Origin of the sequence: Sanguibacteroides justesenii (genome assembly GCF_003204205.1) — a bacterium.
GTDB lineage: Bacteria > Bacteroidota > Bacteroidia > Bacteroidales > Marinifilaceae > Gabonibacter > Gabonibacter massiliensis.
On the sequence record NZ_QJPL01000008.1, the window covers coordinates 99697 to 114824 of the forward strand.

Genomic DNA, 15128 nt, shown 5'->3' on the forward strand with positions numbered 1-15128 from the left:
AATAAAACTATGAATACTAAGAATTTGATCTTAATGTTATCTGTTGTTGTTCTCGGTTTTACCAGCTGTTGTAACAACGCGACAAAAACTACCGCTACTCTAAAAACAGAAGCTGACACGGCATGTTATTATATCGGTTACATGAACGGTACCATGTTAACCAGAAACGGTTTGGACAAACCAAACGTAGAGGCTATTATTGCCGGTATGAATACCGCTTTACAGAAGAAAAAAGCTCCGGCAGATTTAATGGAAATGCAACAATTCCTCGGTAACTACATTCAAAAAGTTATGACTGCAAAAGCTGAAGAGACTTTGAAAAAAGGAGAAGCTTTCCTGACTGAAAACGCCAAAAAAGAGGGTGTAAAAACAACCGAAAGCGGCTTGCAATACAAGATCGAAAAAGAGGGTACAGGTGCGATTCCGTCCGACACAAGCATCGTGAAAGTTCACTATAAAGGAACCTTTATTAACGGAGAAGAATTCGATTCTTCATACAAACACAACAAACCCGCGGAGTTCCCGGTAAACGGAGTCATTCGCGGATGGACTGAAGCATTGAAGATGATGCCCGTAGGTTCCAAATGGACGCTTTACCTCCCTTCCAAATTGGCTTACGGCCCGAGAGGAACGAACGGCGGCCCCATCGGTCCGAATGAAGCATTGGTCTTCGAGGTTGAATTACTCGAGATCGTTTCCCCTGCCGCAAAGTAAATAATTTATCACGCTGTATGAAAATAAGTAACAAGCCCAAATGAATTGGGCTTGTTTTAATTATAAAGATATGAACTACGAAGTTATTGGAAAATTAATTTATAAAGAAGATACCCAAAAGATTAGCGATCGTTTCCAAAAACGGGAATTTGTCATTGAGGTGGAAAACGAGAAAAATTCCCAATGGAACGATTTCGTGAAAATCCAATTGATACAGGATAGATGTGATCTGCTTGAAAACATACACCTGAACGAAGACATCAAAGTCTATTTCAATCTGAGAGGAAGAAAATGGGAAAACAACGGACAAATCTCCTATTTCACCAATCTCGAAGGGTGGAGAATCGAAAAAATCCAGGCAGAGCCGCAAATGGCCGGTACCCCCGCTCCCCAATACCGGGTGGAAGATATCCCTCCTATGCCGGAGGCCGACGATCTACCCTTTTAATTGTAGATTGTAGATTTTAAATTATAAATAAACTGACGGGAAATCCCGTCAGTTTATTTTTTAAATTACAGAATATCGAAATCTTAATTCCAATCACAGAATCATTATATCACTCAATCACAGAATTTTTTAATCTACAATTGTCAATTGTACATCATTTGTCCTATCACAACCAATAACGTCAAAAGCAACGTACTTAAAGAAAGAAATCTTAATTGAGGATCGAGGGCTCTCCCTTTTCCATAATACACCTTCGCCAAATGAATTCCGAACAGGGGTAAAGTTAATGTAAAAAGATACCCGAACCAGCCGTTAGAATGCAAAATAGTATACAGCCCCATACAAACGAGAGCCATTACGATCATGATAAAATGGTATATTTTTGCTCCTCTTATTCCCAACATGACGGGAATCGTTCGTTTTCCGCAAGTTTCGTCATTTTCCATATCCCGGATGTTATTCATATTCAATACCCCGGTGGAGAGAAGCCCGATCGAGACTGCCGGAAAAAGGGCAATCCACGGCAAACGGCCCGCCATGGCAAAATAACTACCCAAAACACTTACTATCCCGAAAAAGATAAAAACGAACAAATCACCCAGGCCACGGTAACCGTACGCATGATCCCCCACCGTATATTTCACGGCAGCCACAATAGAGGCTCCCCCGGCAACGAACAAAATAATACTTTTCAGATCCAACAGATCCCCAAAAGCATCGTATACCAACAAACTTCCGGTAACGACCCCCATACCTCCGAAAAACGACATGGCCCGGATCATCTCCCGTTTACTCAACGCTCCGCTCTGTGCGCTTCGGATAGGCCCTAACCGTCTTTCGTTATCGGTTCCCTTCTCCAGGTCGCCTACCTCGTTAGCCAAATTGGAGAGTATTTGTAACGCCATTGTCGTCACGATCGCCCACGCAAAAGCCCACGGCTTAAAATAACCGTCACTCGCGGCCAACATAGCTCCCAATAAAACCCCTGATACGGATAAAGGCAATGTTCTTAATCGAAGACTTGTAATATAGGCTTTACTCTTAGACATTTTCTCCTCCGTATTCAAAGACCTATCATCGAATTAATTTCAATTCATGTTCTCCGATCTCCACCCGGCGTTGCTTAAACAATCCGCCTACTGCCTTTTTGTAGTTTTTCTTACTGCAACCGAACAAACGATAAATATCTTCCGGCGCACTCTTATCGGAGACGACTAAAACCCCGCCGTTCTCTTCCAACTTGGTCAAGATCAATTGAGACAACCGATCCACTTGCTGGTGACCGTCATTCTTTTGCAGGATACAATCGATTTTCCCGTCTCCCCGCAAATTCTTTATATATCCCGTAACCCGTTCACCCACCGTCAAAGGTTGAAAAATTTCGTTCCGATAGATCACGGCCTCGTGTTCGCCGTTTACGACGACACTATATCCCAAATCGGTCCGCCGGGCAATCAAAAGCTCTACCTCCTCTCCTTCCTTGTAATCCGCCGGCTCTTGATTTAAAAACTTATGCCATTTCGAAGAGGCCACGATGCGGTCGGTCACCTGATCTACGTAAACATAAACCAAATACTCCCTCCCCACAATCATATTTTCTCGTTGTTCCCGAAACGGCACCAATAAATCTTTACGCAATCCCCAATCTAAAAAAGCACCTACCTTACTCGTTCCTACTACCTTCAACAAAGCAAAATCACCCACGATAGCTTTGGGTTTATTCATGGTTGCGATAATCCGGTCCTCCGAATCGAAATAGATAAAAACTTCCAACTCATCCCCCTCTCTGACCTCTTTAGGAGCATTCTCACCCCGCGGCAACAAAATCTCGCCCCAATACTCCCCTCCATCCAAGTACAACCCGAAATCGACCTCTTTAACGACCTTCAATATATTATACTCTCCTAACTTTATCATCTCTTGTTATTTATTTGGGCACAAAGATAGGAATTAATTATAAATTGTAGATTTTAGATTGTAAATTAAAAATTCAGCACCCGATTTACAATCTAAAATCAATAATAGTCAATCGCTTAATGCCCCCATCGACAATCACTGAATCACTGAATCACTGAATCACTTAAATGCCCTCTCCGCTAATCCCGGTCCGTTTAGTTTGAGCTTATCGAAATACTCCGGAACAGGGCGGCCCATCAATTTATCCACGTACATCTTGGCGATATATTGCGACAACATAAACCCGTGCCCGCGCATGCCGACAAACAACCCCAACTCGGGATCGACGATATAACGGGGTTCCGTGTAATAACCAGACCAGGTAGCCTGAATCCCGACCCCGGCCAAATCAGGAATCCAATCCACAAAAAATTCCCCGATAATCTCCAAAAATTCTTTCGTATTCAACATCAAGTCCTTATCCGTTCGCAAAGCATCCACCCGCGGAGAAGCACAACCGATAATCTGTCCCGTATAAGCAATCTGTTGACCGTAGACGGCCGAGAAACCTTTGTACTCTTGTCGATCGATCAGCATATCCAAACTATTCCCGTTTTTTCCTAACATCGGTAATCGACGGGTTATAAAAGCTTGATGCCGTACGGGATAAAGTCCCGCCTGAATACCCAAGCTCTCACAAATCTTTCCGGCCCCGGCTCCCAAGGCATTTACGAAATTCTCGGTCCGGAATTCCACGTATTTTTTATCGTGAGTCAATACCAAGACAGAATAGGTAGAACCTTCGCGAGCCACCTCGATCACCTTACAATCTTCTATGACCCGGCCTCCGGCAGCTATCCCAATATTGCGTATCAACTCAACCACCTTCCCCGGGGTCGCTTGCCAACAATTATTCGTGATCAAAGCTCCTATATAACGTTTGGATTTCGTGCTAAATGCCGGAGAAATCTCTTTTTTGAAATCTTTCGGATCGACCATATAAGCATCGGACCATGCCTTACTGGCTTCCAATGCGTTATAAGTAGCTTCATCGTGAGCAAGATTCACGTAACAAGTAGCCTTATAATCGATATTGGATATTCTTTGCAGATCCTTAAATAACTGATGATTACGTTCAGCGATTTCTGCTAATTCCGGTAAAGAGAATGCCGTACGCCCCCCCCCGATGTTTCGCCAGGAAGATCCCCGATCCGCATTTACCAGAACAGGATTCATTCCCGCTTCCGCCATATAACGGAACAAAGCACTTCCGGCGATACCTCCTCCCGCTATCAATGCCCCTACTTCAACTTTTTTAAAACCTTCCCGATTGGCCACCAAATAAACATCCCCGGCTTTAGAAGGATAGATTTCACCTAAAGTCAACGGATTGGATAACGGTGCCCGCGGTGTGGCATCCCCGACAATTTCAATTCCTTTGGCCCTTAATGCCGTCCTCAAGCGCGGGATACAGCGTTTTCCCCGACAAGGTCCCATGGCCAGATGGGTAGAATGCTTTATCTCGTCGATAGAGATAAAAGTACGATCGCCGACTATCTGCAAAACGTCGTCCAAAGTCACATCGTCACAATGACAAATAAAAGTAGCCTCTTTCTTATCCTTCAACAAAGGCTCCATCTTCAAATTCTCGGGGTAACGATTCTTTACGACGAAGCCTCGAACTTTTACCAAATCTTCCCCGTGAATATCCAATGATCTTACCCTGACTATATTGGTTTTATTCGGTTTATGCAACACTTTCTCGATGATTCCCGATCCTAACTTTTCCCCGTAATTGTTAACTAAATATACCTCTTCCTTTTCCGCCACCTCATATTCGATAGGTAAGAAAAGGGTATCCTTACGCATATCATACCCGAATATGGCTAATCCGGGACATTGATACACACATTCCATACAACCGATACATTTGTCATAATCGACATAAGGAACTGTAAAAGTAGCATCTTTTGTTATCGCTCCGTGAGGACAAGCAAAAGAACACGGATTGCATGCAAAACCATACAAACAATCCATCTGCACGAATCCTCTTTGCTTCATTCTCGTAAGATCCGGCAAACGTGGTTCCTCCAATACTCGTACCGGATGCTGCTGCGAATCGATATACTCTTTGGATAACACCAAATAATCATCGTAATTGACCCGGACGCCCAAATCGATCATGATTTCTACCGCTGCCTGTTTACCGCGAAGCACGGCACTCGTTCCCTCCCCAATTCTTACCGCATCCCCGGCAGCATAACAATTAGCGCCGAATACAGCTTTACCCTTTGTCAATAATTGATTATCCGGTATCAATCCGGTACAGATATTAATGACATCTATTCCGTCCAATATCTTTTCCGTACCCGGCACCGGTTTGAAATTTTCACATTCGGCGATGACAGCTCCGGTGACACCGGTATAATCGGCATTGGGAATAGCTTTTAATAACATATGAGACGTCATGATGGGAATCGCCAACCGACGTACCCGATTCGCCTGCACGGGAAACCCGCCCTCCTTCGGCATAGCTTCTATGATGGCTTTCACGTGGGCTCCTGCCTGCATCAGTTGGTAGGAGGTAAGATAACCGATATTCCCGGCTCCCACGGTCAACACGTTTTTTCCTAACAACGTAAATTCATTGTTCATCATTTTCTGAACCACGGCTGCCGTATAAACACCCGGCAAATCGTCATTCTCAAAAGCAGGCATAAAAGGAACGGCACCCGTGGCCACAACTAAATAATCCGCATCGACAAAGAAAACCGTGTCTGTCTCTAAATTTTTCACAGCTACCCGTTTCCCTTCCAAAATATCCCACACGGTAGAGTTCAGGTAAATGCCATCCATATTCTCTCCGGCCAGAGTCTTCGCGATATCGAATCCCCGCATCCCTCCAAACCGTTTCTCCTTTTCGAAAAAGAAAAATTGATGCGTTTGCATATTAAACTGTCCGCCGATCTTGTCATTATTATCGATAACGATATTATCAACTCCCCGTTTTTCAAACTCCTCTCTAACAGCTAAGCCAGCTGGCCCGGCACCGACAATCACTACCGTCGTACGTAATATTTTCCGGGATATCTCGGGAGCTGTCTCCTTTATTTTAGCCATCTCTCCGGAGGCAATCTCCCGTACCTCTTTCACCCCATCTACCTTCGTCACGCAAATCCGTTTTACTTTTCCGTCTACCAACATCTCACAAGCACCGCATTTTCCAATGCCGCAGGCCAACGAACGTTTACGCCCATCCAAACTATGACTATGTACCGGATAACCGGCTTGATGAAGAGCTGCCGCAATCGTTCCTCCACACTCCCCCTCTATTTTTTTCCCGTTAAAAGTAAAAATTACTTTATCACGTTTGGGAACATCTAAAATCGGATGATGATTAATTTTTGACATAAGATATAGGTTTTAGTAGGTTATTTTTCATTATTTCCTTGGCAATGTATTCTATTACAAACAAAAAAAAGCTGACTTTCGTCAACTTTTTAAAATACGCGCTAAATTTCTTCCGCCTGTTTTATAAAAAACTTATCCCCTCTATATCCAAATATAAAGATCCTCACGTTACTTTCTCAAAACTGAAATTTCCTTCCACTCCCTGAGCATCGACACTTACTCCCATAATGGTGACATCATCAACCAGCACCCCGAACCAACTGTCCAATTCGTAATAAATTTCATGTTCCGAATGAATAATATCTACCTCCACCGCATCCAACTTCACCTTATGTTCCTCGATACGCCCTTTTAAAAATTCTTGCAGCATATAAGGTTCTTCTTCCTTCGGTTTATCCGTAAATATGATCCGGCCCGAGAGTTCACTTCCTTCCTGTTTCAAAAACAACTCCCCTTCCGTAATGCCGTAACCGTAATTTTCCCTATATTTCCATTTACCCGTTAAATCTATCATAACCATACGATCTGGACTTTTTTTATTTATCTGTTTTCTCCCGTCTCTTGGCTTCATTCCAATACCCATCCATCTCCTCCAAAGACATATCGGCAAGTTTTACTCCCGCTTCGTTTGCCTTACTCTCCACGTAAGAAAAACGACGAATAAACTTCCGATTCGTCTTCTCCAATGCATCTTCCGGATTAATACCGTATAAACGGGCGGCGTTGACCAAGGCAAACATAAAATCACCGAATTCCTCTTCCATTTTTTCCGTATCTTCCCGTTGCATCTCCGCCTGTAACTCATCCAGCTCTTCTCTTACTTTTTTCCATACATCTTGCTTTTGTTTCCAATCGAATCCAACTCCCCTTACCTTATCCTGCACCCGAAAAGCCTTAATCATTGCCGGAAGAGCAGACGGGACTCCTTCCAATACCTTATGGTGCCGACCTTTTTCCTTCAATTTCAACTGCTCCCAATTCCGCAACACATCATCCTCATTCTCCACCTGTACCTCCCCGTATATATGAGGATGCCGGTAACGCAATTTCTCACAAATCTCTACCAACACATCCTCTATATCAAATTGCTGTTGCTCCTCACCGATACGAGCATAAAAAACAATGTGCATGATCAGATCTCCCAACTCCTTCTTTATCTCCTGCATATCCTTTTTCAGAATTGCATCCCCCAATTCATACACCTCTTCCACCGTCAAATTTCGTAAACTTTCCAACGTCTGTTTTTTATCCCAGGGACACTTCACCCGTAGGGTTGCGATGATATCCAATAAATCGGCAAAAGCCTCTTTTCTCTTTTCAATATCTTGACTCATTGCAATTTAAAATTATTAATAACGGTATCGTCAAAACCTCGAAATTTTCTCGGACAAGGCCGTGAATCCTCAATGGATAAACCCTATTTTTATTTTCAATTCTCGATTGTTTTAACTACTTTGCACCTGCAAAAATAAGTTATTTATTTTAATTTCACGATGGAGAGAAGAATAAGTATCGGAAACATTGATCCCATTGACTTTTACGGCATTAATAACGCAAAATTCATTACACTCAAGGAGTTTTTCCCAAAATTAAAAATCACAGCCAGAGGTGACGAAATCATCGTTCAAGGAGAAGAAAAAGATATCGAAATCTTAAACGCTAAGGTAAACGCCTTACTGGAACACTATAACAAATACAATATGCTGACGGTCGCCAACCTGAAACGGATCATCCTGGAAGACGACGTTATTGAAGATCCGGAAGATCCGGCATCTATAATCGTTTTCGGAAACGGGGGAAAAATTATCAGGGCAAGAACAGTCAATCAACGCAAATTAGTAGACCTCTCCAAAACCAACGACCTGCTCTTTGCTACCGGACCCGCTGGATCAGGGAAAACATACACAGCTATAGCCTTAGCCGTAAAGGCATTACGCAATAAAGAAATAAAACGGATTATACTCAGCCGACCGGCTGTTGAAGCAGGAGAAAGTTTAGGATTTTTGCCGGGAGATATGAAAGAAAAAGTAGATCCCTATCTACAACCCTTGTACGACGCTTTGTCCGATATGATCCCGGCTCGGAAGCTAACCGAATATTTAGAATCCGAAGTCATTCAAATCGCACCTTTGGCCTACATGCGCGGACGCACTTTAAACGATGCCTTTGTTATTTTGGACGAGGCTCAGAATACGACCCGCAATCAATTGAAAATGTTCCTTACGCGAATGGGAATCAGTGCTAAATTTGTCATCACGGGAGACATGAGCCAAATCGATCTTCCGAAACAAAACGATTCTGGTCTGATTCATGCTTTCAAGATACTAAAGGACATCAAGGGCATCGCCTTTGTAGAATTCGACACGAACGATATCGTTCGCCACCGTCTCGTAAAAGAGATCGTGAAAGCTTACAACAATGAAAAAAAATCCATATAACAGATCATTAAAGCGAATAACATGGAAGCGATTGTAAAAACAAATTTCAAATTTCCGAAACAAAAAAATCTATATGTCGGAAAAGTTCGGGATGTGTACAACATCAATGACGAATACCTGGTCATGCTCGTCTCCGACAGAATTTCTGCTTTTGACGTGGTCCTGCCCAAAGGGATTCCTTGCAAAGGACAAGTATTGAACCAGATTGCGGCGAAATTTCTTGATGCCACTTCCGACATTGTTCCCAACTGGAAAATCGCCACTCCGGACCCGATGGTAACAATCGGCCACATGTGCGAACCGTTCAAGGTGGAGATGGTTATCCGCGGTTACCTGGCAGGCAGTGCATGGAGAGAATACAAAGCGGGGAACAGAACGCTTTGCGGGATAAAACTCCCCGAAGGAATGGTTGAAAACCAGAAATTCCCCTCCCCCATTATCACGCCGACGACCAAAGCCATGGAAGGCCATGATGAAAACATATCCAAAGAAGAGATCATCTCCAGCGGTTTGGTCAGCAAAGAAGACTACGAAATGCTCGAAAAATACACGTATGCACTTTTTCAAAGAGGCTCGGAAATGGCGGCTAAAATGGGACTTATCCTCGTGGATACGAAATACGAGTTCGGAAAGAAAAACGGACAGATCTTCTTAATAGATGAAATCCACACACCGGATTCCTCCCGTTATTTCTATGCTGACGGATATGAAGAAAGATTAGCAAAAGGAGAAAAACAACGCCAGCTTTCCAAAGAATTCGTTCGCGAATGGCTGATGGCAAACGGCTTCCAAGGAAAAGAGGGGCAACAAGTACCTGAAATGACTCCAGCGGTGGTGAAAAACATTACCGACCGGTATATCGAACTTTATGAAAATATAACGGGAACCGAATTCATTAAGGCCGAAAATACAAACATACTGGAACGTATCGAGAAAAACGTGAACGAGTACCTCGATAAACTGTCGAAATAAAAAATATTCAAATAATACAAACCCCGAAAGTCAGATATCGAAACTTTCGGGGTTTAATTCTTTTTGCTTCATGATTTACGATTGAATAGTGCTCTTACCCTCTTTCAAGCGTCAACTCTTCTTCAATCACTGAATCTTCCAATCACCAAATCCTATAATCATTATATCTCAGCATCTTTTAATTTACCATTTTAAAATAGCATATGGTACCCGTTTCAATGGGTTATTTCAATGCATCGAGCAATCCTTCAACCCCGTCTTCCAAAAGGTCCAACACCAACTCGAAACCGGCCTCCCCACCATAATAAGGATCCGGTATTGCCGTTCGACAGGAAAAATGCCGACAGAAATCAGTCATTTTATGTATTTTCCCCAACTCCTCCTCCGTATCGGCCAAAGCCCGTAAATCCCGGATATTTTGATCGTCCATACCGATGATCATATCAAATTCTTTAAAATCGGCCGGAGGATAAAATTTACGGGAACGACTGGTCAACTCGTAACCTCTGTTTTCAGCATGCTGTCGCATCCGCTCATCTGCCGGTTCTCCGGAATGCCATCCGCTCAATCCGGCGGAGTCGATAAAAAATCGATCCTCCCATCCTCTCTCTTTCACATAATACTTCATTACCGCCTCCGCACTCGGAGAACGACAGATATTACCCAAACAAACAAAAAGAATCTTTTTCAATTGAAATGCAAGAATTTAAGTAGACAATAGTAAATTAAAATTCAGAAATCAGCAGATATGAATTCAATCTCTCAATCACAAAATCATTGAATCACGGTATTCCTTACAACTTACAATTAAATCATTCGGCTTAACTAAACAGAGAATCGACAAACTCTTCCCGGTTAAACACTTGCAGATCTTCCATTTTTTCTCCTATACCGATATATTTCACCGGTATCTTAAATTGATCCGAAATACCGATCACGACCCCCCCTTTAGCTGTTCCATCCAATTTGGTTATGGCTAATGCATTTACTTCTGTCGCTAACGTAAATTGTTTTGCCTGCTCGTAAGCATTTTGTCCGGTGGAGCCATCCAGCACTAATAAAATCTCATGAGGAGCATTCGGTATTACCTTCTGCATTACCTTTTTAATCTTTGTCAACTCGTTCATCAAGTTGACTTTATTGTGTAAACGTCCTGCCGTATCGATTATGACCACATCCGCATGATCGGCTTTCGCCTTGCTCAACGTATCGTAAGCAACAGACGCCGGATCTGCTCCCATAGCCTGTTTTACAATAGGTACTCCGACCCGCTCGGCCCAGATGACCAACTGATCAACGGCAGCAGCTCTAAAGGTGTCGGCAGCACCCAATACCACGGATTTTCCGGCTTCTTTGAACTTATTGGCGAGCTTACCTATCGTGGTTGTCTTTCCGACCCCGTTCACTCCAACAACCATTATCACGTAAGGTTCGTCTCCCGGCGGTAAATCGAATGAATTATAATCCGATACGTTATTCTCCTTCAAGAGATCCACGATCTCTTCTTTCAAGATCCGATTCAACTCTTCTACACCGACGTATTTATCTCGTTCGACCCGATCTTCTATCCTGCGAATAATTCTGACAGTAGTCTCCACTCCTACATCCGAAGTAATCAAAACCTCTTCCAAATTATCGAGAACTTCATCGTCTACTTTCGATTTTCCGACTATTGCCCGAGAAAGCTTTTTAAAAACGCTCTCTTTTGTCTTCTCTAAACCTTTATCAAGGCTCTCTTTTTTCTTTTTATTAAATAAACCGAATAATGCCATTTCCTAAATCTTGTTTCAAACCACGAATATATAAAATTAAAACCTATTCCTTACGCTCATCGATCATTTCTTCAATATCTGCTCAAAAAAGGCCTGATCTTTATAAGCCAACGCATCCAAAATCAAACCGCAGGTATAAGTCAAAGTTGCAATAACAAACAATGACCCGGCCAATATAGCCGAAGGGACCTTATATATATATTGGTAATCTATATACTCCATGATTACCGGGATACCGAAAATAAAAGACAGTATCATACAAAATAAGGCGATAACGGTAAAGAAACGTAAAGGTTTATAATGCCGATACATATTGAAAATACACATGATAACCCGAAAACCGTCAGAAAAAGTATTCAGTTTGGAAAAACTCCCTTCCGGTCTCTCAGAAAAGTCTATCGGTACCTCTACGATTCTGAAATATTTACTCAAGGCAAATATGGTCATTTCCGTTTCCAACTGGAACCCTTCGCTAATTACAGGAAAAGTCTTCACGAAATTCCGACTGAAAACCCGGTATCCTGTCATAATGTCTTTCAAATCCGTACGAAAAAAGTAGTTAATAAAAAACTTAACCAAATTATTACCGAAACCATGGAAAGACCTCTTGTTTTCTTTAAAATAAGTACCGTTGCTCAAACGATCTCCGATCGCAATATCTGCCTCTCCCTTTTCAACGGGTTCCAACAGCGACTTAACCGCCTTGGCCGGATAAGTATCGTCCCCATCCACCATAATATAGATATCGGCATCGATATCCCGAAACATGCTTCTTACGACATTCCCCTTTCCCTGCCGACGCTCTTTACGTACGATAGCTCCCGCCGATAAAGCCTCTTCCACGGTATTGTCCGTAGAATTGTTATCATATACATACACCTCTAAATCAGGCACCTCTCTTTTAAAATCATCCACTACTTTACGAATCGTCAATCCTTCATTATAACAAGGAATAAGCAAACAGGTTTTCATCATATTACTTTTTTTGAGGATACTCCATATACAACATGTTCGAGAAATTTTGTACCACTTTCGAAGTGGCAAAATAGAAGAGAAGTAAAGGCAAGAAATTAAAAAGTCCTCGCTTATAGCCATAACTGATATAACCTTCAAAGATATCAAGAGAAGGTACATCGATCTGATAATAGACCCACAAATAAATACACCATGCCGCAACGATCAACGACAAGGTTATTCCATTGAAAAACAACCACTCCCGTTTATACATCAGGTAAATCAGATTCAACACGAAAGCCGTGATCCCCAAATAAATAACCCAACCGTATAATTGAGAAGAAAAACTGATCTCTTCAACGATACGCATCATAAAGTCGAACTTACCTTTCAACTCTATAATTCCCAGCTTAAAAGGTTGTTGCAAATCAGAGGCTTTCAGAACGTATTTCAGATAGATTTCCCATGTTCCGTAAGCGACACAAGAAGGTATACCAAACCATAAACACCTCTTTACATTTTCCCGGGAAAACAACGACCGCTCCCGACATTCCCGTATCAGTCGATAAGCCAAAGCAAAACAACAGGGAATAAAGAATACAACCCCTTCCGTTCGTCCCCAGACACCCAAGGTCAAGGTAATAATACTGAGGGCAAAATAACGCTCTCCTTTATGATTAAACCAACAAATAAAACCGATCACTCCGATCAAAGTATAAATAGTTTGCGGCATATTCGTCATTAAGAAGGTCGATTGTGCCGCAAATTCAGGTGTTGCCAACAAAATCAATACCATCAACATCGATGATAACGGATTCACATAACGACGTAATAAACCATAAAAAGAAAAGGCAATCGAGACATAATACAAGATGGGAATAATCTTTACCGACATTTCCCCGCAAATATATGCGTAGGCAAAACTTAAAGGAAAAAGAGGAGGATAAATACTACGGTAAGAAACCAAACGATGGGCCGGATCGAAAAGAGAATTATGGAGCGTTCCCTCGTGGGCAATCGCCCGGGCTAAAAAATCATACCCGGCAATCGTATCGTAATGAATAGCAGGCCAGTATAAAGCCTTTACCGTTACCAGATAAATCAAATAGATCAATACTCCCGACAAAAATAAAACTCCGGCATTTTGTTTGTGTAAAAGTCTACTGATCTCTCCCTTACGGACGTACCGTTTTATAGGTGCAAAAATATCCTGATCTTTTTTGAAATAATACAAAAGAAAATATAAAAACGCCACCAATAAAAAAGTACCAGACAAAACAGTCCCGCGTATCAAAGAGATCCCCAAAACATCCATAAGAAACATCCATACCGTCACACATCCCATACCGATAGGAAAACCGAAACCTAATGTTTCCGATAACGACCATTCCCGGCTGATCAATCTCAAAACAATCATCCCTATCAAGTACACCGATACGATTGAAAATAAAGCTATCATAAATTATCTTTTTATGGGTATAACCGAAAAAGCAGGAGCGGTAGCCAAATCGACGCTATCTTTTACATATTCGTACCCATGTTTGTCGATAACGGCAATATGAGTCACTTCTGCCGGACACCCTTTCAAACTATCGGCATATATAATCTTACGAGGATATACAAAATAAGACGCCCATATTCTATTTCTCAAAGAAGCACTATTGGAGGGCTTATCTTTAAAAAGCTTAACATGCAAGAGCGTATCCTTCGGAGGAAACAGAATAACCGCATCCGGCGGAGTATTGGTCTTTAGAAAATGTAAATAATTAAAATTCGCTCCATGTTTAATCTCGTTCTTCTGCTCTGTACTCATCCGGGGGTAGCGTTTTATCATCTCCAGATTTCCCTCCAGCATAGAAAAAACCCAATTATACCCGCCGTTATCGCGAATCGCAGTCTGTACGACAAAAACCATCAAAAACAAAGCCGCTATATTTTTAACTATAAAAGAAGTCGTATTATTCATTATATCGTCCTATTTTTGACAAAAATATTAAAAAAAATTGACAATTGAGAATTATAGATTAACGATTGGAGACAAAATGATAAGAGATTGAGAGATTAAAGGATTGACGATTGTAAATTTTAGATTGTAGATTGTAAATTAAAAACGGGATTCAATTTACAATCTAAAATTAAAAAAAGGACGATCGCGGGACTAAATTCGAATCAGCCAATCACTCGATCACCAAATCATTTAATCACTTAATCATTTTAATCTACAATAAAAAAAGCCACGATCTCTCGTGGCTTCTCCCTAAATTCGGCATCGACCTACTCTCCCACCTCGCGGCAGTACCATCGGCGCTAACGGGCTTAACTTCTCTGTTCGGCATGGGAAGAGGTGGATCACCGTCGCTGTAGATACCTTTTAATACCTTTAAAATAATTCAACGTCTTCAACGTCAAACCTTAAGCTAGTTGAATGGAGAGGGACATCGAACGTGGAAATGAAACAACCGACAGAGTTTATCGGGTTATTAGTACCGCTCGGCTGTGCCGTCACCGGCTTTACACCTGCGG

14 protein-coding genes and 1 rRNA gene are annotated in these 15128 nt (G+C 42.0%); 4 read left to right on the top strand and 11 right to left on the bottom strand.

The features are described 5' to 3' along the window. Positions 1-9 precede the first annotated feature (9 nt). Together DMB45_RS12840 and DMB45_RS12845 are read left to right on the top strand one after the other, a co-directional pair. Positions 10-714, top strand: a complete 705-nt coding sequence (locus tag DMB45_RS12840; protein ID WP_041504592.1) for an FKBP-type peptidyl-prolyl cis-trans isomerase — start codon at positions 10-12, stop codon at positions 712-714. Between the two features lie 70 nt (positions 715-784). Further along, the gene (locus DMB45_RS12845) at positions 785-1162 is read left to right on the top strand and encodes a DUF3127 domain-containing protein (RefSeq protein WP_041504619.1); all 378 of its coding nucleotides are present in this window, start codon (positions 785-787) and stop codon (positions 1160-1162) included. A gap of 143 nt (positions 1163-1305) precedes the next feature. Here the strand turns inward: DMB45_RS12845 and menA are convergent, their stop codons facing one another. The 5 genes from menA to mazG form a co-directional block, all read right to left on the bottom strand. Continuing rightward, positions 1306-2211, bottom strand: a complete 906-nt coding sequence (gene menA / locus DMB45_RS12850) for a 1,4-dihydroxy-2-naphthoate octaprenyltransferase (protein ID WP_041504593.1) — start codon at positions 2209-2211, stop codon at positions 1306-1308. Between the two features lie 25 nt (positions 2212-2236). Beyond that, entirely contained in the window at positions 2237-3079 is an 843-nt protein-coding gene (locus DMB45_RS12855) for a CvfB family protein (RefSeq protein ID WP_041504594.1), read from the bottom strand. A gap of 159 nt (positions 3080-3238) precedes the next feature. Then, positions 3239-6469, bottom strand: a complete 3231-nt coding sequence (locus tag DMB45_RS12860; RefSeq protein ID WP_041504595.1) for an FAD-dependent oxidoreductase — start codon at positions 6467-6469, stop codon at positions 3239-3241. Between the two features lie 163 nt (positions 6470-6632). Then, entirely contained in the window at positions 6633-6989 is a 357-nt protein-coding gene (locus DMB45_RS12865) for a hypothetical protein (RefSeq protein WP_235375116.1), read from the bottom strand. Positions 6990-7005: 16 nt separating this feature from the next. Continuing rightward, the gene (gene mazG, locus DMB45_RS12870) at positions 7006-7803 is read right to left on the bottom strand and encodes a nucleoside triphosphate pyrophosphohydrolase (protein WP_041504596.1); all 798 of its coding nucleotides are present in this window, start codon (positions 7801-7803) and stop codon (positions 7006-7008) included. Positions 7804-7962: 159 nt separating this feature from the next. Here mazG and DMB45_RS12875 point away from each other — a divergent pair, with 159 nt between their 5' ends. Both DMB45_RS12875 and DMB45_RS12880 read left to right on the top strand, forming a co-directional pair. Then, positions 7963-8907, top strand: a complete 945-nt coding sequence (locus tag DMB45_RS12875; RefSeq protein ID WP_041504597.1) for a PhoH family protein — start codon at positions 7963-7965, stop codon at positions 8905-8907. Positions 8908-8928: 21 nt separating this feature from the next. Beyond that, positions 8929-9879 carry a phosphoribosylaminoimidazolesuccinocarboxamide synthase gene (locus tag DMB45_RS12880; protein ID WP_041504598.1) on the top strand — a complete coding sequence of 317 codons (951 nt, stop codon included), beginning with the start codon at positions 8929-8931 and terminating at the stop codon, positions 9877-9879. Positions 9880-10102: 223 nt separating this feature from the next. Here DMB45_RS12880 and DMB45_RS12885 read toward each other — a convergent pair whose 3' ends face one another. The 6 genes from DMB45_RS12885 to rrf form a co-directional block, all read right to left on the bottom strand. Beyond that, entirely contained in the window at positions 10103-10570 is a 468-nt protein-coding gene (locus tag DMB45_RS12885; protein WP_041504599.1) for a low molecular weight protein-tyrosine-phosphatase, read from the bottom strand. 130 nt (positions 10571-10700) lie between these two features. Further along, on the bottom strand, positions 10701-11651 hold the full coding sequence (ftsY, locus tag DMB45_RS12890) for a signal recognition particle-docking protein FtsY (protein WP_041504600.1): 951 nt from the start codon (positions 11649-11651) through the stop codon (positions 10701-10703). Positions 11652-11714: 63 nt separating this feature from the next. After that, complete coding sequence (locus DMB45_RS12895; protein WP_200889864.1) at positions 11715-12626, bottom strand: glycosyltransferase family 2 protein; 912 nt, start codon at positions 12624-12626, stop codon at positions 11715-11717. Between the two features lies 1 nt (position 12627). Next, positions 12628-14064: a glycosyltransferase family 39 protein gene (locus DMB45_RS12900; protein ID WP_041504601.1), complete on the bottom strand. Its 1437-nt coding sequence runs from the start codon at positions 14062-14064 to the stop codon at positions 12628-12630. Positions 14065-14067: 3 nt separating this feature from the next. Next, on the bottom strand, positions 14068-14571 hold the full coding sequence (locus DMB45_RS12905) for a hypothetical protein (RefSeq protein WP_041504602.1): 504 nt from the start codon (positions 14569-14571) through the stop codon (positions 14068-14070). Positions 14572-14866: 295 nt separating this feature from the next. Further along, positions 14867-14977: ribosomal RNA gene (gene rrf / locus DMB45_RS12910) — 5S ribosomal RNA — on the bottom strand. Between the last annotated feature and the right edge of the window lie 151 nt (positions 14978-15128).

Coding starts and splice junctions, on each gene's coding strand:
- DMB45_RS12840 (WP_041504592.1), top strand. CDS start 10: ATGAATACTAAGAATTTGATCTTAATGTTATCTGTTGTTGTTCTCGGT.
- DMB45_RS12845 (WP_041504619.1), top strand. CDS start 785: ATGAACTACGAAGTTATTGGAAAATTAATTTATAAAGAAGATACCCAA.
- menA (WP_041504593.1), bottom strand. CDS start 2,211: ATGTCTAAGAGTAAAGCCTATATTACAAGTCTTCGATTAAGAACATTG.
- DMB45_RS12855 (WP_041504594.1), bottom strand. CDS start 3,079: ATGATAAAGTTAGGAGAGTATAATATATTGAAGGTCGTTAAAGAGGTC.
- DMB45_RS12860 (WP_041504595.1), bottom strand. CDS start 6,469: ATGTCAAAAATTAATCATCATCCGATTTTAGATGTTCCCAAACGTGAT.
- DMB45_RS12865 (WP_235375116.1), bottom strand. CDS start 6,989: ATGGTTATGATAGATTTAACGGGTAAATGGAAATATAGGGAAAATTAC.
- mazG (WP_041504596.1), bottom strand. CDS start 7,803: ATGAGTCAAGATATTGAAAAGAGAAAAGAGGCTTTTGCCGATTTATTG.
- DMB45_RS12875 (WP_041504597.1), top strand. CDS start 7,963: ATGGAGAGAAGAATAAGTATCGGAAACATTGATCCCATTGACTTTTAC.
- DMB45_RS12880 (WP_041504598.1), top strand. CDS start 8,929: ATGGAAGCGATTGTAAAAACAAATTTCAAATTTCCGAAACAAAAAAAT.
- ftsY (WP_041504600.1), bottom strand. CDS start 11,651: ATGGCATTATTCGGTTTATTTAATAAAAAGAAAAAAGAGAGCCTTGAT.
- DMB45_RS12895 (WP_200889864.1), bottom strand. CDS start 12,626: ATGATGAAAACCTGTTTGCTTATTCCTTGTTATAATGAAGGATTGACG.
- DMB45_RS12900 (WP_041504601.1), bottom strand. CDS start 14,064: ATGATAGCTTTATTTTCAATCGTATCGGTGTACTTGATAGGGATGATT.
- DMB45_RS12905 (WP_041504602.1), bottom strand. CDS start 14,571: ATGAATAATACGACTTCTTTTATAGTTAAAAATATAGCGGCTTTGTTT.